Genomic DNA, 19109 nt, shown 5'->3' with positions numbered 1-19109 from the left:
GATTAGCCCCTATGGATGACTACTCCCCGAGCACGCGAGTTTTCGGCCCTCTACTGCGCGCCTTTCCCCAGGCATACCTGCGCTCGTTGCGTCATCCCGAATGGATCCCCCACGGCGTGCAGGACGTTCGCGAAATCCTCGACGGCAAAATCACTCCCGACCTGGACAGATACAACGGTCGCATACCAATTGTCCTGGTTCACGGCACCTGGATGAACTCGTTCAACTCCTTCGCCATGTTGGGGCCGTTCCTCGCCCGGAATCGCCCCGTATTCTCACTCGATTACGGCTCCGACCCCGCCACGCTGGTCAGCCGTCTCCGTAGCGTCAAAGCCACCACCGATTTAAGCGATGCGCTCGCCGAAGTCACCGACCTTCTCGACCGCTTCCGAGCCCAACTCTCCCTACCCCGCATCGACCTCATCGGTCATTCCCAGGGCGGTCTACACTGCCGCAGTTACGCCAACGCGAGCATCGATTCGCTTTACGACGACGCCCTCAACCATGGCCTCAACGAAGAAGAAGCCGAGCAGTACGCCTCCGACAACAGCCCCGTGCGGGCAGTGATCTCGCTTGCGGGAAACCATCGCGGCACTACTGCGTGGGGCATGCGCCGAAGGCTCAGTGCCCTTGAGCGATGCGGCCTACCGATGCACAAGCTCGTCGACCGCCTTGTCGGCCGTGCCTGCATTCAACAGCTGCTGGACTCTGACTACATTGCGACTCTGAACCGCGCAGCGCGTGGCATTACCCGACGTGGTCCGCACTACCTGAATATCGGCACCCCTTTTGACACCGTGGTTCGCCCGTGGACCGGCGCCTTTTTGCCCGAACAAGAGGGTCACCACATTACGAACGTCAACAATGCCACTGGCGGTGGCGACTGGTCTGATCACCTCGCACTGCTCTACTCCCCCAATACGCTCGAACGCATTCACGAGTTCTTGGAGGAACTGGATGGCGCTGAAGCTGGTGATGTCCCGCATCATCCGCGACAGCGAGTCCTGCCTTTGTACGGCGCCCTGCCGAGGGGGCTCGGACGGAGGGGGTCCGGGCGGAGGGGGTCCGGGCAGAGGGGCCGGATCTAATTCAGCACAGAATTTTAGAACGTATTTCCAGAATTCTATTGACAGTTTTTCAAACAGGTGTACGATTTGGGTTGTAGGGAAAATTTGTAAGCGAAAGTTCTTTGTCCGGTGCACAGGGGTTGGCGGGACTGGTTGAAACAGCCTCCACCACGCTTCTCTCCACCACAGAACACAATCTTCAATTCTCCGGCGGACACGTAGTAATCAGGGGGATAACCAATGTCATCGCCGCCCACAGAACTTCCAGCACCAGGTCAAAAGCCCTCATGGGCCAACCAGCAATCCGACGACCCGATTAGCATCGCGGCCCGTGCCATCAACGCCGCAGACCTTCAACTCATCGATATCTGCGCTCCCGGCGACGAGGTCGATGTCAATCACCATCTTGCCCGCATAAGCATTCGAACCGGCCTTAGCCGCGGCAAGTGTTCTACGCTGTGCGAAATTGCGCTGATGTTCGAACGCCTACCAAAAGTCCGGGCTCTCATCGAATCCACCTTCTGTTTCTCGTTAGCCCATCTCCGCGCCATCGCCAATGGCGTTGCCGGGCTGTCACCAGATCAGTTCGACACGGTAGAGCCCCATCTTTTGGAAATGCTCACTCCGACGCGACCTCGACAAGCAATGGTTGGTGTCTACACGCTGTCTCGTCTAATCGGCGACTTGGTTTCTGAGTACAACGACTGCGCCCGCAACGACGGCACCCAACGGGTTCCAGAAGGCGAAGCGGTCGCACTCGCCGACACGGGCGATGGCAAGCACAAAAAGGTCACAGCAATCCTTGAAAACGACCGCGCGACCGAGCTCATGGCAAGAATCCAGGGGATTCGCAACACCGCAATCAATCGCGGTGAACAGTGCACGCAGGCGGAAGCGCTACTACAGCTGGCACAGAATTCGACCAATGCCGAGATTGTCATCAATGTCTACCGCGAGGTCGGCGGTGGGCCAGCATGGATTGATGGCGTCGGCTGGTTGAGCGAGGTAGCCACCGAAGAATGGATTGCTCGCGCAACTCACATCCGTATCTCCGCCGATAGCAAGGTGGATGGTTACCGCCCCACCGAGAGCCAGGTGGCTCGCGTCCGTGGGCGTGACGGTACCTGCCGCTTCCCCGGCTGCGACGTCCCGGCAGCCAAGTGCGACCTGGACCATATTCAGCCGTATAACTACGACAATCCCGAGCAGGGCGGGCCGACTGACACGGAGAATCTGCACTGTCTCTGCCGCCGACACCACAACCTAAAAACGCACGAGGGCTGGAACATCGACAGGTACCCCGACGGAACAGAAGTGTGGACTTCCCGTGATGGAGACACCGCGACTAGCATTCCGGTTGGGCCGCTAAAGAACGTCGGCAAGCAAACTTTTCATCAGCGCGTGACACGGAAGATGAAGACGATTCAGAAACGCAACCTCGATTGGATGTTGTCATTTTGCGACGTACCTGACGAGGTCTGGGAGCTAACAGAGGAGGAAGAAAAACGCATCGAGTCCCTCACGGATGAAGAACTCGATGCGGAGATTGAGCAGTACCGACGAAAGCAGGACGAACTACTCGACGGTGACTGACTTAGCCAGGTTGCGCGGCTTATCGATGTCCTCGTTACCGCACTGGCGAGCGATCTCAGCTGCCAGGAACTGCATCGGAATCGTAGACAACAGCGGCTGGAGCAGCGTGGACGTCTCCGGGATTTCAATCAGGTAGTTCGCAAAAGGAACCACCGACTGATCCCCTTCTTCGGCAATCACGATGGTCTTGGCGCCTCGGGCTCGAATCTCCTGGATGTTGGAGACAATCTTGGAGTGCAGCACGGCGCGCCCCTTCGGCGATGGCACTACGACGACGACCGGAAGATCATCCTCGATGAGTGCAATTGGGCCATGCTTGAGCTCGCCTGCCGGGAACCCCTCTGCGTGAATGTAGGCAAGCTCCTTGAGCTTCAGCGCACCCTCAAGTGCGACTGGGAAACCAACGTGACGGCCGAGGAAGAGCATCGTCGGAATAGCACCGATTTCCTTGGCCATGTCGATGAACTCATCGCCCTTAGCGACGACCTTGTCAATCAGTGCCGGGATGGTCTCCAGCTCTTCAAACTCGCGAGTGACCTCATCCGGGTACTTAGTGCCGCGCGCCTGGGCCAGAGCCAATCCGACCAGGTAGTTTGCGGCTACCTGCGCCAGGAACGACTTGGTTGCAGCAACACCAATCTCCGGGCCGGCGTGCGTATAGAGCACGGCGTCAGACTCACGTGGAATCTGTGCACCGTTGGTGTTACAGACAGCCAGCACGCGGGCGCCCTGGCTCTTTGCGTGTCGCACGGCCTCAAGGGTGTCAGCAGTCTCGCCCGACTGCGAAATAGCGACCACCAGCGTCTGGCGGTCCAGCACCGGATCGCGGTAGCGGAACTCGGACGCGACCTCAATCTCGACCGGGATACGAACCCAGTGCTCAATGGCGTACTTGGCCAACAAACCGGAGTGGTATGCGGTACCACAGGCGACGACGAAGACCTTCTCGATGTCACGCAGATCTTGGTCACTCAGGCGGGACTCGTCGAGAACGATGCGGCCGTCAACGAGGTGACCGGCCAACGTATCGCGGACGGCGGCAGCCTGCTCGTGGATTTCCTTCATCATGAAGGAGTCATAGCCACCCTTTTCGGCTGCGGCGAGATCCCAGTCGATGGTGAATGGTCGACCCTGCTGCTCGTTGCCGGCGAAATCCAGGATGCGGTAATCATCTGCGGTGATGATGACGACGTTGTCCTGACCCAGCTCCACGGCCTCGCGGGTGTGCGCGATGAAAGCCGCAACATCGGAGCCGAGGAACATTTCGTTTTCGCCCACACCGACAATCAGCGGAGTGGAGCGACGAGCAGCGATGATGCGATCCGGGTGGTCTGCATGAGTAAACAGCAGCGTAAAAGCACCCTCGAGACGGTTGAGCACGGACAGCGCAGAGGCCTCGAAATCACCAGCGGTAGATCCGCCGTCGGAACCGTCCAGGGCACGGGCGAGCATGTGCGCGGCGACCTCGGAGTCGGTTTCGGACTTCAGCTCAATGCCGGCATCCTCCAGCTCCTGACGTAGCGGAGCAAAGTTCTCGATAATGCCGTTGTGGACGATAGCCACCTTGCCGTCATAGGACTGGTGTGGGTGGGCATTCTCATCAATTGGGCGACCGTGGGTAGCCCAGCGGGTGTGCCCAATTCCGGTGGTTCCAGTGATTTTGTCGCGCCCATCCGCGTCAAGGGCAGCCTCGAGGTTGGCGAGTTTACCGGCCTTCTTTTCTACAGTGATATGCCCCTGATTGTCGACAATGGCAACACCCGCGGAGTCATAGCCACGGTATTCCATGCGTCGTAGCGCATCGACAGCAATATCCAGGGCGGGCTGATGGCCCACATATCCAACGATTCCACACATGCCCTACAGAATAACCCGCGAAGCGGAAAATCGTCATAACGAAATAGACATTCTCGCTCATCCTGGCACTTTTTCAGCAAAGGTATGCACCTTATAGTTAAGCTATTCACTGTGGCTGACAACTTGAAGACTCTGACATCTAATCTTTCCAAGCGTGGACCGCACCGCGTCATGGTCGGTGATCTCGCTTTTACTGGCCTGCCGGGAAAGGTCTACACGCCTGCCGAGGGCAATGGCATCCCCGGTATCGCCTTCGCACACGATTGGCGCACACCGATTGAGGAGTACCACGCCACGCTGCGTCACCTAGCTTCGTGGGGCATCGCGGTCGCTGCTCCGGACACCGAAAATGGCATCGTGGCAGACCACCGTGGTCTCGCCAACGATTTGGAGACAGCGCTCCAGATTCTCGCTGGTGTCCGCCTCGGAGAGGGCAAGGTCGTCGTCCACCCGAAGAAACTCGGCGTTGCCGGCCACGGCATGGGCGCGGGTGTAGCCGTCCTCGCCGCTGCTGGTCACGACCTCATCTCCGGCGTTGGCTGCGTCTTCCCCGCAACTACCGCGCCTTCCTCCAGCGCCGCTGCAACTAATGTCTCGGCCCCGGGCCTCGTCCTGGCTCCTGGCGAGGATCAGTGGCTCGATCGCGGTAACCCAGCTCGCCTGGCTGTTCAGTGGAAGGGCGATGTCGTTTACCGCGAAGTAGACAAGGCTGACCAGGGCAGCTTCTCGGAGACAACTCTTCTCCGTCGTCTAGCGGGCTTCTCTTCCTCCAAGGTGAAGTACCAGGAGGTTGCGCGCGCCGCGCTCACAGGCTTCCTGCTGGCCACGGTCGGTGACGACAAGAAGTACTCGGATTTCGCAGACCCGACCGCCACTATCAAGGGCACAACTAACCGCGATATGGAGTGGCTCATCAAGGAGCTGCCGGAAAACCCGGAGCACTCGCTGATTCCCGGCAAGTAGTCACTAGGCCACGCTTCAGGACACGCCCCGAATCGACTTCACCGTCGGCGTCCCTTTCCCCGCCCGCCCGAACAACCGCGTAACGGTTCCCTTCGGTCGGGCGGTTTTTTGTTGCTTTTCGACGCCCGCCGCCACCTCCCTCTCCTTAGTTTCGCGTGCTTTACGACGCTCCTCCAAACCCTGCAATTCTTTCTGTGCCCTCTGTATCGCCGTATCGAACTCCTGCCTGGTCATTGCAGCAGCGTCGTAATAGTCCTGCCCAATCCGGTCATATTTCGCGGCATGCTTACTCCCCACTACCACTCACCTGCCGTTGGCGAATTGACCGCGCCCACAAGCTCCTGGGCGTTGGGCTGCTCAGGGGGCTCGGGCACAGCGGAAGCAGATTCCTGCACTGATGCTGCCGAATCCTGGGCTGGTGCTGGCTGCGGCTCTGCTTGTGGTTTTGGCTGCGGTTCCGCTCGCTGTTCTGCTTGCGGCTCCTGTGGCAGCTCGATTCCCAAGTGCTTTAGTTTCTCAGCTGGAGGAGGCGGTTCAGGAACATTTTCAGGTTCGGGCTCGGGTTCAGGTTCGGGCTTGGGTTCAGGTTCGGGCTTGGGTTCTGGTTCGGGTTCCGGCACACAGTCCTCCGGCGCAGGAGCAGGAGCTGGTGCTGGCGCAGGTGCCTGTTCGCACACTGGCTCTTCCGTCTCCGTGCACATGTCCAAGTTGAGCAGTGAGGACGCGACACTGCCCGCAACACCCACAGCCCCCGCAATTCCAGCGATACTGGCCGCCCCGGCAGCGCCAATGGCACCTCCAACGGATATCCCAGCAGCAACGCCTGCCTCTATCCCAATATCAACGTTGGCAACGACCCCAATTCCACCAGCGGTAGCACCGTTGCCACCGGTTACAGTAGCTCCTTCGCCACTCCCAGACTCAGCCACCTCTGCACAGGCCGCCGAGGTAGCACCCGAACTGGCAGGAACAGTAGGAGGCTGCGGCGGGGTGGCGACCACCGCGGCCTCAGTGTCACACGCTGCCTGCTCAAGACACTGCTCGATGCAACTATTACGCGCATCGTAGAGCTGACCAGTGGAGTCGACGAGACTGTTACACACCTGCTGGGCCACTTGTGCGGCTTCGGCGCCGACCTCCGGATCGTCGACAAGCGCTTCGCACTGAGAGAGGATGCCGTCGGTTTGCTCGGCCATATCTTCGGCCTGCTTTTCGCAATCCTCAAGGACCTCGTCGACTTTCTTGCCGCACTCGCCGACGCTCTGCGCGCCATTGGCGGACTGCTCATCCTGATTCGCACAGTCCTGCGCGGCTTTATCACAGCGTTCCTTGGCGGCGTCGGCGGCATCGCCTTTCAAACCGCCCCAATCGAAAGCCATAGCAATAGTTATCGCGGAGGCTATCAACCCCACGGAGTTGGAGAACTTGGATAGGGCGCTGCCCTTCCAGCCGTCAGCGCGTCGCACCTTATCCAAGACTTTGGGCAGATTCTTGCCGATGCCGCCGACCCCGCGCTTGGCTCCAATACGGCTTCCACGGCCAATAACACGCACCAATATCGGAAGAATTCGAGCAACCCATGGCATCAGTCCACTACCTCAATTCCACCGAGGTCGGCGCTCCCGTCGCTGTCACAGCCTGCAAAGACACGCCACTGTTCCCGCACTGCCGGAGCATGATTGCCAAGTCCCGCGTACATCGATTGCCCGTGCTCACGCAGCCGCGCTGCCGCCTGCTGCAGACGACGCCCCTGGGCGGCAAAACCCTGGCCACAGTCTGCCGCGGAAATATCGGGAGCGCTTCCCCACCGCTCATGGCCTTCACGGCCGCGCTGCTCGATCTCTCGGGCAGCCGCTGTCACTGCATCTTCCGAAAAGTGCAGCAAGCCTCCGCCACTGCCTCCAGTAAAACGTGCGGACACGAAAAATCCCCTTCCCCGCGAAAAACAGTTCTTATTACTGTTAGGCGCGAAAAAAGGGGATTCGGTTCCGTTGAGGTACTAGCGCGGGTGCCCCCGGGGCTAACGAGCGCGGTAGATGCGCTTACACCCCTCAACACCAGTGAAGCTGAATGGGCCGGTGCCAATCAGGGCGTCGTCTCCCAGGTTGGAGTACTCACCCGGATCTTCATGCGTCACCTGAGCGTGGCGGTAGTAGGTCGGATCATCGAGCTTTACGCGTTCATCCAGTTCACGAGCATTATCTTCGGCGCGCAGCTGGGACTCGTAGCCCTCGACCACATTGCCGGTGAGGAACTCAGCAACCGAGCCGGAACCATAGGAGACAACAGCGACCTTCTTACCAGCCAGGTCCTTCTCGGTGTCCAGCAGCGAGAGCAGGCCGAAGTAGGCCGATGCTGTGTAGGAGTTACCGATGATGCGGTTGTACTCAGTAGTTGGGCCGAGCTGGCGGGCCTCGTCCTCTGCGGTGAGCTCCACACCGTTATTGGCCGAAAGCTGCCGGTGCGCCTTGTAGGCCATTTTGGTAAACGGCTGGTGGTAGCTGAAGTAGTCAATCTCGCTGAAGTCCACACCGCCGCGGGCACGGTAGTCCTCGTAAGCACCCTGAACAGCGTCGATGTAAGCACTAATAGAGAGCTTGCCCTCCACCAACGCCTGGCTGCGGTGGTTCGGACGCCAGAAGTCCATAACTTCGCGGGTAAAGACGCCCGAAGCGGCATCGATAGCCAGGATGCGCGGATTAGCGGTCACCAGCATGGCTACAGCACCTGCGCCCTGGGTCGGCTCCGCAGCGGAGTCCAGGTCATAGCGGGCAATGTCGGAGGCGACAACGATGACCTTCTCCTCCGGATTGCGGGCCACCAGAGCGCACGCGAACTGCAGCGCCGCGGTACCGGAGTAGCAAGCCTGCTTCAGCTCGACAGATCGCGCGTGCGGGTCAAGACCGACCAACTCATGCACATAGACAGCAGCGGCCTTCGACTGGTCGATACCGGTCTCAGTGGCGAACATGATGGTGCGCACGCCGTCGATACCGTGGCGGTCGACGATCTTCTTCACCGCGGTCGCGGCCATCGTCACCGGATCTTCATCAGAGGCAACCACGCTGGAGCGTTCCTGCCCCAGGCCCTTGTGGTACTTTGCCGGTTCCGCTCCGAGTCGGGGCGCAATATCGGCGAGGTCAATGCAGTACGAACCCGTCGCAAAGGCGATGTCATCAATACCGATCGGGGTCACATTGCTTGTTGTCATCAAAACCGTGCCTTCACTACCTCTACAGATTTTTAAGAAATAACGGGCAACGAAACATCCCTATGTCATCAGAACGGCCATCAGAGCAGTCATCAGACCACGGGATATTTTGCCCACAAAATGTTAATTGCCTACTACAGAAATCTAGCGCGTTTACCTGAGATTTGTCTTAGGTTTTGCGAATTGTCGCAAACGACTATTCACAAACCACTACTTCGCACGCTCGATAGAAACGTGCGCCTCCATCAGCTCACCCGGGTTCGTCTGTGCCGCGAGCAGGGAAAGCTCACCACACCAGACGATTGCCGCGCAGCACGCTGCTAGACGACGGGCATTCTCACCCGGCTCACGGTCCTCCTTGCAGCCCAGCGCTGTGAGATTCTTCTCCACGAAGTCCAAGCCCTTGCCATTGCCCACGGAACCGACGATCAAATGTGGCAGGGTGCAGCTAAAGCGCACGGAGCCGTCGTCAAGCGCCTCTACCTGCGTCAGCCCCTGCGAGCCTTCGACGATATTCGCAGCGTCCTGACCGGTAGCGAGGTAAAAGCCCAGCAGCATATTGGCGTAGTGCGCATTACCGCTGCGCAGTGAGCCCGCCATGATGGAGCCGACGAGGTTCTTGCGTTCGTTGAGCTCAGCCAGGCGCTTGGCGGTAGTGCGCAGACGCTCGCGGACAACCGGCTCCGGAATGACGGCCTCGGCGATCACGTACTTACCGCGGCCCAGAATGCCATTGACGGCGGAGGTCTTCTTATCGGTGCAGTAGTTGCCCGAGATGGAGCCATAGCCCAACTCTGGCATCTGCTCCATCAGGTAGGACATCAAACGCTCAGACGCCAGCGTGGCCATGTTGTGGCCCGAGGCATCACCGGAGAAGAAGTCAAAGCGGACAAAGAGAAGACGCGATGCGATCTGGAAGTGAATATCTACCAGCTTGGCAAAACGCGAGGAGGACTCCACGACCTTCTTCAGCTCGTCATAACGAGACAGAATGTTGTCGCGCGCAATGACGGCATCCGCTGCCGAGTCGAGAGTGAAAATCACCGATCGGGTCATCTTCTCACCGACGAAAGTGCAGGTAATGCCACCTTCGATCATGCGGGAGACCTTCGCACCGCGACCACAAGACGGCCACAGCGGGGTCTCGTAAGTCGCCAGCGGAATCTTCACCTCGTCATTCATGACGTTGCCACTAATGCGCACCGGACCAATCCAGCTCAGTGGTACGTGTGCATATTCCAGGTCGTGCGAGCTCTTTTCAGCCATTGTCCTAAGCGACCCTTTCTAGCTGCATGCAGCTTCGGTTCCCAGCTTCTGTAAATTTCAGCTGTCTTAAATTCTACGGTCAAAAAACTGTGGTCAAAGTTGAGCGGCCAGCTTCAGCGGCAACGGCCGGATGCCAGCTGCTTGCCAGCGCGCGGTGATGTCCGCGGCAGTCTCCTCGGCATCGACACCATCTGAGACTCCCACCAGCGCGATTCCACAGTCACCACCACCGGAGCCGCTGCTCTTGCCCGCGGCCCCCGCGCCATCGGCGATGTCGGCGAGCGCTTTCAGTTTCTCCGTCTCGATGCACACAGCACGCTCACGCTCATAGTCCTGCAGCAGCGTCCGATTCTCACGCAGGCAGGCAAACGCCGCGGTGTGGTCGCCGTCGGCAAGCGCCTGCCAGAGTCTTTCGCTTATCGACGAGACCCCGCGCACAAAATCACGGTCTGCGCCACCGGCCTTCTTCAACTGCGAGTCCGTCTTCACCGGACTGCCCGTCCAGCCGACCAACAGTTGTAGCCCACCGAGGTCGGCACGGGCGTCAATGCGAAGATTCGGCCACGGTGCCGCCACGGCAGCGACAGGATCAGCCGCCACGAGCTCTGCGAGCGCCGTCGGATTCGGCCGGCGATAGAGCACCACCCCGCCGTGCGCGGAGCACGCGATATCGCCGCCGGAACCAGCTGCACCAGCCAGAAGCGTGGCCACCATCGCAATCTTGTACACGTCCAGTGAATCCAGCTCCAGACCTAGGTGCGTCCCCAGCGCACGAGTCACAGCCACAGCGACAGCCCCGGAGGACCCCAGGCCATACTTCGCACCGCTGTCGGCGTCATCGAGGTCTGATTCAATGACGATATTGATGGGGCGCTCTGGGGTGTTTTCCAGCTCGCCCGCAGCAATGCGATAGACCAGGGAAATCGTATGGGTAGCGATGTCATCTGGTGCATCGATATCAATGACGCGCCCCTGCGGGCCGTAATAGCTGGAGTACACGCGAGAGACCGGCTGCGATGGGTCGGCACCGTGGCACCGAACCGTCACATAGCGGTTGACTCCTGCGATGACGGCCAGACCCTCGACATCCATCACCGCATACTCACCAGTGAGGTACAGCTTGCCGCAGCCACGGCCGATGGACTCGCCTTCGATAGGTCCGCCTTTAGCGTTGCTCAACTACTCCCCCAGCTACACCAGGTATGCGCCAGGGCCTGAGCCGGAAACCAGCACGTCAATATCCTCGAACTCTGCGCGGAAACGATCCGCGATGGTCTCGGCATCGCCGCTGCGGCACAGCACCTTCACGTTCGGCCCGGCATCCATGGTGGCGTAGCACTCGGTGCCCTCGTCACGCAGCGTAGCGACGAGATCGAGAGCCGCCACCGAATCCGGATTCCAGTACCGCACCGGAGGAAGAGCCCCCAGCATAGTGGCGTGCATGCGCATGGCATTGGCCTCGGCAAGCTCGCCGACCGCAGTGAAGTCCGCAGCGGCAATGGCGGCCTTCATGTCCTCGATATCACGAGGCACCTGCTCCACCCAGGCCGGGAAGAACGGTGATGTCTCGACCGTGCGACGCATGGCGGCACGGCTGTCAATCTTCTTGCGCCCCGGGGCCAAAACCGCCACGACCAGGGAGAGATCCAGGCCGGAATCCGGCAGAGCCACTGCGTGGCTGGAAGCATCGTCATCGCCGGGCAGCCACTCAACGAGGCCGCCGAAAATAGAGCGACAGGCCGAGCCCGAACCGCGACGGGCCAGAGCCGAGAGCTGTTCCGGGGTGTAGTCCAGGCCGTAGGCCTTCGCCGCGGCCAGCGCGAGAGCGCCAAAACCCGACGCGGACGAAGCCAGACCCGCACCCGTCGGAATCTCGTTGGTGCTGGTCACCTCTGCGAAGCTAGTGCTGCCCGCACGCTCGCGGACCAAATCCAAAAACTTCTGGACACGGGAGAGGTCCTTGCCCACCATCTCCTGGCCGTTCAGAGTGCCCGAGTCGGCGGTGACGCTGGGATCGTCGATAAGCGACACCGTGGTCGTCGTCGGAGCGATGCCCAGAGTAAGGGACAGCGAACCTGTGGCCGGTAGCTGCACGGCCTCATCGCGCTTGCCCCAGTATTTAATCAGGGCGATGTTGGGATGAGCGACGGCGGTAGCGGTCGTGGTCACGAGGGATTTACCTCCACAGTCCAAGTAGCAACGGCATTGGCGCCCATCATGGCATGGCTAATCAGTTCCGCGTGATCGGCGGACTCTGCCAGCGCCATCACACAGCCACCGCAACCGGCACCAGTGAGCTTTGCCCCGTGGGCACCTGCCAGTCGGGCGGCAGTGACGAGATCGGTAATGGACTCATGCCCAACACCTAGTTCCTCTAGCGCTTCCTGCGCCGAGTCCATGCGATGTCCCAGACGGGCAAAATCGCCCTTGGCCAGGTTGTACACCGCGCCATCGGCCAGCTGCCCCAAGTGGTCCAACAACTCTTGGCCGTGGACTCGGTGGGAATCGACGAAACCACGCACGCGGGCAACGGCCAGCGACGTCGAACCACGCACACCGGTATCCCCCAGCACCAGCCACATCTTCTTGGCCACCTTCAGCGGATGGAACTCACCCTGCTTGAAGTAAACCGGACGCGATGCGCGGGCAACCGTGGCATCCAGGCCAGAGGGGTTACCGTGCGCCAGACGCTCAGCTTCCTGCACCAGGTCAAAGCGCTGACGCTCGGTCAGAGTGCCATCGGCGAGGTCACGCACTGCGTCGATAAGCGCATGTGCCACTGCGGCAGAACCACCCAGCCCTGCAGCGGGTGGGATACCGGAGCGGAGACGAACCAGCAGGTCGCGTTCGGGAATACCGAAGGTGCGCAGGCCAGCGCGGAGTGCAGCGGCGATAGAGGCAAAGCGCTCCGGCAGCTCATCGATGTCAATGACCTCGCCGTCCATGGAAAACAGGACTGGAGAATCCTCCACGCGGTCAATCCACGCCATCGTGCGCAGCGACGTCACCGGCAGCGCGATAGCCGGCTTGCCGTAGACGACAGAGTGCTCGCCCAACAAAATCGACTTGGCATGGCCTTCACCGAATGCGGCACCCTGTTCATTGGCCAGGGCATAGAACTCTCCGGTCTCCAATTCCTCGGACTTGTCGAGGCCGAAGTCGTCGACGCTGGCGTTTTCTACGCTGGTCACGAAGCTACACATCCTTTTCCGAAACCGACTGTGCGGCAGCCTGCGCCTCCGCGGGGCCATGGATACCCGGCACACCCGCAATGTCGAAACCGTACTTGGAGAACTTCTCCGCCCCGACACCCCAGACGTGGTTAAACCACTCCGTCATCGGTTCGTTCGCACGACGTTCTGCGAGCTCCTGCGGGGTCACGTACACCACTTCATCGACCTCATCGGGGTTGATATCCACCGACTTCGGATCGACGATGCCGGCGTACACGTGGTTGTACTCGTGCTCCGCCAATCCCGAACGATCATCGATGACCTGGTAGATAACAATGCCGATTTCCTCCAACTGGGATACATCCGCACCGAGCTCTTCCTTCGCACGACGCTCAACGGCATCGGCCACCGGCTCCCCCGGCAGTGGGTGCGAGCAGGTCGCATTCGTCAGTAGCAGTGGTGAGTGATACTTCGACTCCGCACGGCGCTGCAGCAGCATGCGTCCCTGCTCATCGAAGAGGAAAAGAGAAAAAGCACGGTGCAAAATTCCCGGCGGAACGTGTGCTTCAAGCTTGCCGACGGTACCGAGAACCCGACCGTCACGATCGACCACCTCTACCTGGATGTCGGCTTCACCCGGGGCAAAGCGGGCTTTAATGTCCTCTGGCGCGTCATTCATTTCCACACTCCTGACTCTAGACTGCGGCCACAACCGCAGCTAACTCCCCGGCAATCTTGCGGGCCGATTCCGCATCGGCGGCCTCCACCATGACGCGGAAGAGCTCCTCGGTGCCGGACGGGCGCAACAACACGCGACCGGTGGAACCCAGCTTCTCCTCGGCTACATCGATGGCGGCCTTGACCTCATCAGACTCCAGAATTGCGGCCTTGTTGGACACCGGCACGTTGATAAGAGTCTGCGGCAGCACCTTCATTACGGAGGCCAGCTCAGCCAGAGACTTACCGGTGCGTGCCATCCGCGCCATGAGGTACAGACCCGTGAGGGTGCCGTCACCAGTGGTGGCATGATCCGGAATGACCACGTGCCCCGACTGCTCACCGCCGAGCGAGTAACCGCCAGCGTTCAAATCAGCCAGCACATAGCGGTCGCCGACCTTGGTGGTACGCAGGGCGATATCGTTTTCCTCCATCGCCAGCTTGAGGCCGAGGTTACTCATCACAGTGGCCACCAGCGTGTTGTGGTGCAGTAGCCCCTCTTCCTTCATGGCGACGGCCAGGATGGCCATGATTTGGTCACCATCGACGATGTTGCCCTGCGAGTCCACAGCCAGGCAGCGGTCGGCATCGCCATCGTGAGCCAGACCCAGATCCGCGCCGTGCTCCAGCACTGCCGCGCGCAAAACCTCAATGTGGGTGGAACCGCAGTTGTCGTTGATGTTGTAGGAGTTCGGCTTGTCGTGAATAGCGACGACGTCGGCACCGGCGGCCGCGTACGCCATCGGGGCGGCCTGCGAAGCAGCACCATTTGCACAATCCACCACGACACGAATGCCGTCGAGCTTGGTGCTGACCGCACGGGAGAGGTGGAACAGGTAGCGGTCGAGCCCGTCTGGGGCCTCCTCGATGACACGACCCACTCCGGTGCCCGTGGGGCCGGTCTCCGGCAGGTTGTGGAGAGCGTGTTCGATTTCCTTCTCCACCGCGTCGTCAAGCTTGGTGCCGCCCGCGGCGAAGAACTTGATGCCGTTGTCCGGCATGGGGTTGTGAGAAGCCGAAATCATCACACCCATGTCGGCACCGTAGTCGTCGGTGAGGAAAGCGACAGCCGGAGTGGGCAGCACGCCGACACGCAAAACGTCGACGCCCTGGGAAGCCATGCCGGCAGACAGCGCTGCGGCAAGCATCTCACCGGAGACACGCGGATCGCGGCCAACAATGGCCAGGGGACGACGCCCCGACGGATTCGTACCGCTAGTCAGCACAGTGGCCGCAGCAGCACCCAGCCGCATTGCCAGCGGTGCGGTCAGAGTCTTATTCGCCAAACCGCGGACGCCATCAGTTCCGAAAAGACGTGCCATTGTTGCTAGACCACTCCTTGGGGGTTTGTGAGTTTTGGTATCGCGGACTATTGCATTGTCAATGCTGTATTACTTTAGCCGGTCGCGCAGGCGAATCCAGACTAGCCACAGGACACAATTGGCTGCGGGTCATAAACCGTAGTCTGAGTTTCACGCGAGATTTCCGCGCCCGAGAGGTCCCGAATAACGCGTGTATCAGAAGTGGTGAAGCCCTGCGCACCCGACGACGGCTGGCAAGAGCTGCCACTGACCTGCATACGCTGTGGTTGCGTGTATGCCCAACGGCCACCATTGATGGACTCGACGTTGACCTTCTTCACACCCTTGATGCGCACAGTGACGTCGGAACCAGTAGTAACCGCTTCGATGAGAACCGGAGTGTCGGAACTGTTCTTAAACGCTAGGTCGATTGCACCCTCGTACACCGTCGCCTCACGGCCGGCCGGGTAACGCGAAATGTAGTAACTGTGCGGAGTGTGCGCGACATCCTCCATGCCCGCAAAGTACGAAGCATTGTACAAAGTGGTGGCGAACTGGCTAATGCCACCACCGACAGCCTTATCCGCATGGCCGTTGAGGATGATGCCCGACTCGACAAAACCCTGCGCAGTACCGCGCGGACCCGTGTAGCCGTTCAGGCTGAATGTATCGCCCGGCGCCACGAATGCGCCGTTGACCATCTGCGACACCAGGGCAATGTTTGTTCCCGATGCCGAGCTGAAGCCACCGGTGGTGAACTCACCAATGACATCATCGAAGGTGGCACTTTCCGCTTGTTCGGTGGTGTAGGTGGCGGGCTTGTCCTCGTAGACCGCATCGAACTCGCGCTTATCCGTCGAAGTCACACGCTCGGCGAAGTCCTTCATAGTTTCATCCCACTTCACGGCTACGCCATCAACCGAGGGGACCACTTCACGCGAACCACCGCTGAAGCGTATCGACGCATTGCGCTTATCAACCTCGGAAGCAGCCAGCCCCTCCTCGAGGATCTCGCGTGCGCGGTCGACATTAATATCGGCGGCCAATCCACCGTCGCGCGACACAAAGCTGATGATTTCAGCCATGCGCTCCGGCGGAATTACACCATCTTTGCCATCACGACCCTTGGCAACAATGGGGCCCGACACCGCATCGGCGGCCTCTCCCTCAGCTGCCTCACGGACCTGATCCTCACCGATAGCCGGGTCGTGCGCGGTGGTCTCTACATCGATGCCCTCCGGCGACAACCACTTGGCGGCCAAATCCCCGCTGACCGCATTGCGGTCGACATCTTGGCCGATGACCGGTGGAGTTGTTTCCACGCGGCCGTCGACAAGCTTGACCTCACCATCGACGGGAGCAATAGTCAGTTCGCCGACGAGACGGTCGACCTGCAGCTCGAACTTAGAGCTATCGATATCGCTGACCAAATCCAGCTCACGGGTAGTAAAGAAACTGCGCACCCAGGTAACTGGGTTCGCCGTCTGCTTACCCGCCTGCGCGACCGTCTTCTCCCAGTCGATGCTCAGCCCCGCCTCCTCGGGCAGAACCTCCGCCGTGCGTTCGCCGGCACGCAACGCCACTGGATGAGTGGAAAGATCACCGAGCTGTTCTTCGAGCTTCGCCTCAGCGTGATTCGCGCTCAGCGTGCTGATATCAATACCCGCAACGGTAGACCCGCGCGGGACATGGTCCTTGTTCAGCACGTAATCGACAGCGTAAAACACACCGAAGAGCGCGAAGATACCGAGGACGATGCCGAGGAAAATCTTTAATCCACGGTGACTGGAGGAAGACTTTTGTTTGGCCACAGCCACTTACTTTACCGTGGAAACACTACTAACTAGATTTTTATTAGATTCCGCAGGTATCCGGAATGCGTTTCTTGTTCTTCGCATACTGCTGGAAAGCATCGACCACGGCATTGGCATAGACCTCGGCGCCATCCGGGGTCGGGTGGATAAGGTCCGCGCGCAGCTTGGACAAATCATCACGCACACCATGGCACCAGTCAGCCACATAGACATTGTCGCGCTTCTTTGCCGCGTCGAGGACTTCCCTCTCCGACTGCGGCATCCACACACGATCACCGTACGGGTTGATTAGGACAATGATGCGGTCTTCACCCAGCGAATCGAGGATCTCATCCAACAGGTGTTCGTCCGATGCCGCAGCCGACTGATTGATACCAAGGCCCAGCACGACGAATGGATCGAGCGTACCCGCCGCCTTCATGCTGGCGATGATCTCCGGGGCGGCCGGATAACCACGAGAAACTGCCGCATCGATATAGATACCGGGCAGCTTCTCTTCCAACGCCGACGCCGAGGCGAGCATCACAGAGTCGCCGATAGCGGTGATCTGGTCACCACGCGGCATAACACGCTTGGCCAACTCGGCTTCCTCCGCCTTTTGTGCCTGTGCACGGCGCTCAGCTGCCTCCTGTAGCTGTGCCTCCAAACGCGTCATCTTCGGCGCCGTGGCCATTCCCACAACTGCACCAACCACGACGACCAGCGCCAGCCCTGCTGCAACGCGCGGCTTCCAGGAACCGGCAAACTGCGTGCCCGAAAACTGCGACATCCAACGGCGGTAACCCATCCGGCGAATTGGCGATTCCACATTCTTGTACGACCAGTTCGCCAAAAGCAGCGATAGCGCGATGCCTGCGAAGGCAGCGAGGTTCTCATACTGCATGGCCTCATTTCGCTCCAGCAGTTCGCGGATGAGCACGATGACCGGCCAGTGCCACAGGTACAGCGAGAAGGAAATCTTTCCCAGCCAGCACAGTGGCTTGAACTCAAAAATCTGACGCACGGGTGAGACACCGCGAACGACAAGATAGAGAATCGCCGCCGACAGCAACGCGGCGAACACCAACCCACCGCGGTAAGTCGCCGACGCGGTATCCGACATCATCAGCAAAACCAACGAAAGGAAGATCAGCGGCAGCGAGGCCACTACGAAAGCCTGGGCAGAACTACCGAAGAAATCCCGCAGGAGAGGTTCTGTGCGCGGCCAGGAGTCCGCCTCTGAGCGTGACGACGTCGACGTCAACCACAATGCGAGGGCCGCGCCAAACAGGAGACCAAAGGCGTGAGTATCGGTACCGTAGTAGACCCGCGTGGGGTCGACCTTCGGATCGTAGAGCGACACCATCCACACGAAAGAAGCAACCGCCCCAATGCCCGCCACTGCTGCCAGCTTGCGAGATGCCAGCTTCAAGGCGAGAAGAGCCACAAAAATCAATGGCCAGAGCAAGTAGAACTGCTCCTCCACCGACAGTGACCAGTAGTGCGCTAACAGCTGCACTCCGGAATCCGCGAAATAGGACTGAGAGCCCGCAATCTGCGTCCAGTTATTGACGAAAAAGACCGTGCCGAGAAACTGCGTCGACAAGCCAACAGCGGGATCCCCGCCGACCAGACCTGCGACGGCGATGGAAATAAACAACACGAACATCGCAGCCGGAGCGATGCGGCGCAGCCGACGAAGCCAGAAGTCCTTTAGATCGATGCGCCCAGTGACCGCGCGTTCGCGCACCAGAAGCGAGGTGATAAGAAATCCGGAGAGCACGAAGAAGATATCCACACCGATGTAGCCACCGGGCAGCACATTATCGAAGTAGTGGTAGATCACCACTGTGGCAACGGCCAGACCGCGCAGCCCATCAATGCCTGGTACGCGTCGAATGCGGAAGGGATGCTTCGCCACCGACGACGAGCTAGAGGAGCTCTTCGCGTCGGAGGTCTTGGTGGCTGTGGTGCTCACCGCCATACGATTTCCTTCTTCCCATCGCACTGCAATCGCACTTTCATCGCACTGCAATCGCACCGCGATAAACGATTCTCGTGGCAGTTTTTAACGGATAAAAGTCTAACGTACGGGGCTTGTCCCAAAAATGCAGCCATGCCTGGTCACTGCGGACTTTAACCAAAAAAGCACCTCGGCTTGCGTGTAA

The 19109-nt window shown here is 59.9% G+C and carries 16 protein-coding genes; 3 read left to right on the top strand and 13 right to left on the bottom strand.

From position 1 onward, the window contains the following. Positions 1-11: 11 nt before the first annotated feature. Positions 12-1088 (top strand): triacylglycerol lipase, encoded by a 1077-nt coding sequence (locus tag CRD20_RS07330; protein WP_187405162.1) that lies wholly within the window; start codon positions 12-14, stop codon positions 1086-1088. A gap of 219 nt (positions 1089-1307) precedes the next feature. Then, the gene (locus CRD20_RS07325; RefSeq protein ID WP_101687750.1) at positions 1308-2660 is read left to right on the top strand and encodes an HNH endonuclease signature motif containing protein; all 1353 of its coding nucleotides are present in this window, start codon (positions 1308-1310) and stop codon (positions 2658-2660) included. Here the strand turns inward: CRD20_RS07325 and glmS are convergent. Next, positions 2643-4517 carry a glutamine--fructose-6-phosphate transaminase (isomerizing) gene (gene glmS, locus CRD20_RS07320; protein WP_005509815.1) on the bottom strand — a complete coding sequence of 625 codons (1875 nt, stop codon included), beginning with the start codon at positions 4515-4517 and terminating at the stop codon, positions 2643-2645. The two genes, CRD20_RS07325 and glmS, sit on opposite strands and share 18 nt — an antisense overlap. A 111-nt stretch (positions 4518-4628) precedes the next feature. Here glmS and CRD20_RS07315 point away from each other — a divergent pair, with 111 nt between their 5' ends. Next, positions 4629-5480 (top strand): dienelactone hydrolase family protein, encoded by an 852-nt coding sequence (locus CRD20_RS07315; protein ID WP_049169967.1) that lies wholly within the window; start codon positions 4629-4631, stop codon positions 5478-5480. 15 nt (positions 5481-5495) lie between these two features. Here the strand turns inward: CRD20_RS07315 and CRD20_RS07310 are convergent, their stop codons facing one another. The 12 genes from CRD20_RS07310 to CRD20_RS07255 form a co-directional block, all read right to left on the bottom strand. Further along, entirely contained in the window at positions 5496-5777 is a 282-nt protein-coding gene (locus CRD20_RS07310) for a hypothetical protein (RefSeq protein WP_070858123.1), read from the bottom strand. Further along, the gene (locus CRD20_RS07305; protein WP_187405161.1) at positions 5777-7066 is read right to left on the bottom strand and encodes a hypothetical protein; all 1290 of its coding nucleotides are present in this window, start codon (positions 7064-7066) and stop codon (positions 5777-5779) included. Before CRD20_RS07305 ends, CRD20_RS07310 begins: the two co-directional genes overlap by 1 nt. Further along, positions 7066-7401 carry a hypothetical protein gene (locus CRD20_RS07300; RefSeq protein ID WP_016422101.1) on the bottom strand — a complete coding sequence of 112 codons (336 nt, stop codon included), beginning with the start codon at positions 7399-7401 and terminating at the stop codon, positions 7066-7068. The genes CRD20_RS07305 and CRD20_RS07300 overlap by 1 nt, the downstream gene beginning before the upstream one ends. Before the next feature lie 99 nt (positions 7402-7500). Further along, the gene (locus CRD20_RS07295; protein WP_016422100.1) at positions 7501-8691 is read right to left on the bottom strand and encodes a hydroxymethylglutaryl-CoA synthase; all 1191 of its coding nucleotides are present in this window, start codon (positions 8689-8691) and stop codon (positions 7501-7503) included. Between the two features lie 210 nt (positions 8692-8901). Further along, the gene (locus CRD20_RS07290; protein WP_016422099.1) at positions 8902-9957 is read right to left on the bottom strand and encodes a hydroxymethylglutaryl-CoA reductase (NADPH); all 1056 of its coding nucleotides are present in this window, start codon (positions 9955-9957) and stop codon (positions 8902-8904) included. A 93-nt stretch (positions 9958-10050) separates the two neighbouring features. Beyond that, complete coding sequence (locus CRD20_RS07285) at positions 10051-11136, bottom strand: phosphomevalonate kinase (RefSeq protein WP_187405160.1); 1086 nt, start codon at positions 11134-11136, stop codon at positions 10051-10053. A gap of 12 nt (positions 11137-11148) precedes the next feature. Then, positions 11149-12126, bottom strand: coding sequence for a diphosphomevalonate decarboxylase (gene mvaD / locus CRD20_RS07280; protein ID WP_048731502.1), 978 nt, complete (start codon positions 12124-12126; stop codon positions 11149-11151). Beyond that, a complete protein-coding gene (gene mvk, locus CRD20_RS07275; RefSeq protein ID WP_370546078.1) occupies positions 12123-13148 on the bottom strand; it encodes a mevalonate kinase in 1026 nt (341 codons plus the stop codon). The genes mvaD and mvk overlap by 4 nt, the downstream gene beginning before the upstream one ends. Positions 13149-13152: 4 nt before the next feature. Further along, entirely contained in the window at positions 13153-13809 is a 657-nt protein-coding gene (gene idi / locus CRD20_RS07270) for an isopentenyl-diphosphate Delta-isomerase (RefSeq protein ID WP_016422095.1), read from the bottom strand. A gap of 16 nt (positions 13810-13825) precedes the next feature. Next, positions 13826-15169: a phosphoglucosamine mutase gene (gene glmM / locus CRD20_RS07265; RefSeq protein ID WP_187405158.1), complete on the bottom strand. Its 1344-nt coding sequence runs from the start codon at positions 15167-15169 to the stop codon at positions 13826-13828. 101 nt (positions 15170-15270) lie between these two features. Next, positions 15271-16959 carry a VanW family protein gene (locus CRD20_RS07260; RefSeq protein WP_187405157.1) on the bottom strand — a complete coding sequence of 563 codons (1689 nt, stop codon included), beginning with the start codon at positions 16957-16959 and terminating at the stop codon, positions 15271-15273. A 43-nt stretch (positions 16960-17002) separates the two neighbouring features. Then, the gene (locus CRD20_RS07255; RefSeq protein ID WP_187405156.1) at positions 17003-18925 is read right to left on the bottom strand and encodes an acyltransferase family protein; all 1923 of its coding nucleotides are present in this window, start codon (positions 18923-18925) and stop codon (positions 17003-17005) included. Positions 18926-19109 lie beyond the last annotated feature (184 nt).

Origin of the sequence: Corynebacterium sp. LK33 (assembly GCF_014334955.1) — a bacterium.
GTDB lineage: Bacteria > Actinomycetota > Actinomycetes > Mycobacteriales > Mycobacteriaceae > Corynebacterium > Corynebacterium jeikeium_D.
This window is presented reverse-complemented; position numbering and strand designations above follow the sequence as displayed.

Coding starts and splice junctions, on each gene's coding strand:
- glmM (WP_187405158.1), bottom strand. CDS start 15,169: ATGGCACGTCTTTTCGGAACTGATGGCGTCCGCGGTTTGGCGAATAAG.
- CRD20_RS07325 (WP_101687750.1), top strand. CDS start 1,308: ATGTCATCGCCGCCCACAGAACTTCCAGCACCAGGTCAAAAGCCCTCA.
- idi (WP_016422095.1), bottom strand. CDS start 13,809: ATGAATGACGCGCCAGAGGACATTAAAGCCCGCTTTGCCCCGGGTGAA.
- glmS (WP_005509815.1), bottom strand. CDS start 4,517: ATGTGTGGAATCGTTGGATATGTGGGCCATCAGCCCGCCCTGGATATT.
- CRD20_RS07295 (WP_016422100.1), bottom strand. CDS start 8,691: ATGACAACAAGCAATGTGACCCCGATCGGTATTGATGACATCGCCTTT.
- CRD20_RS07290 (WP_016422099.1), bottom strand. CDS start 9,957: ATGGCTGAAAAGAGCTCGCACGACCTGGAATATGCACACGTACCACTG.
- CRD20_RS07305 (WP_187405161.1), bottom strand. CDS start 7,066: ATGCCATGGGTTGCTCGAATTCTTCCGATATTGGTGCGTGTTATTGGC.
- CRD20_RS07330 (WP_187405162.1), top strand. CDS start 12: ATGGATGACTACTCCCCGAGCACGCGAGTTTTCGGCCCTCTACTGCGC.
- CRD20_RS07255 (WP_187405156.1), bottom strand. CDS start 18,925: ATGGCGGTGAGCACCACAGCCACCAAGACCTCCGACGCGAAGAGCTCC.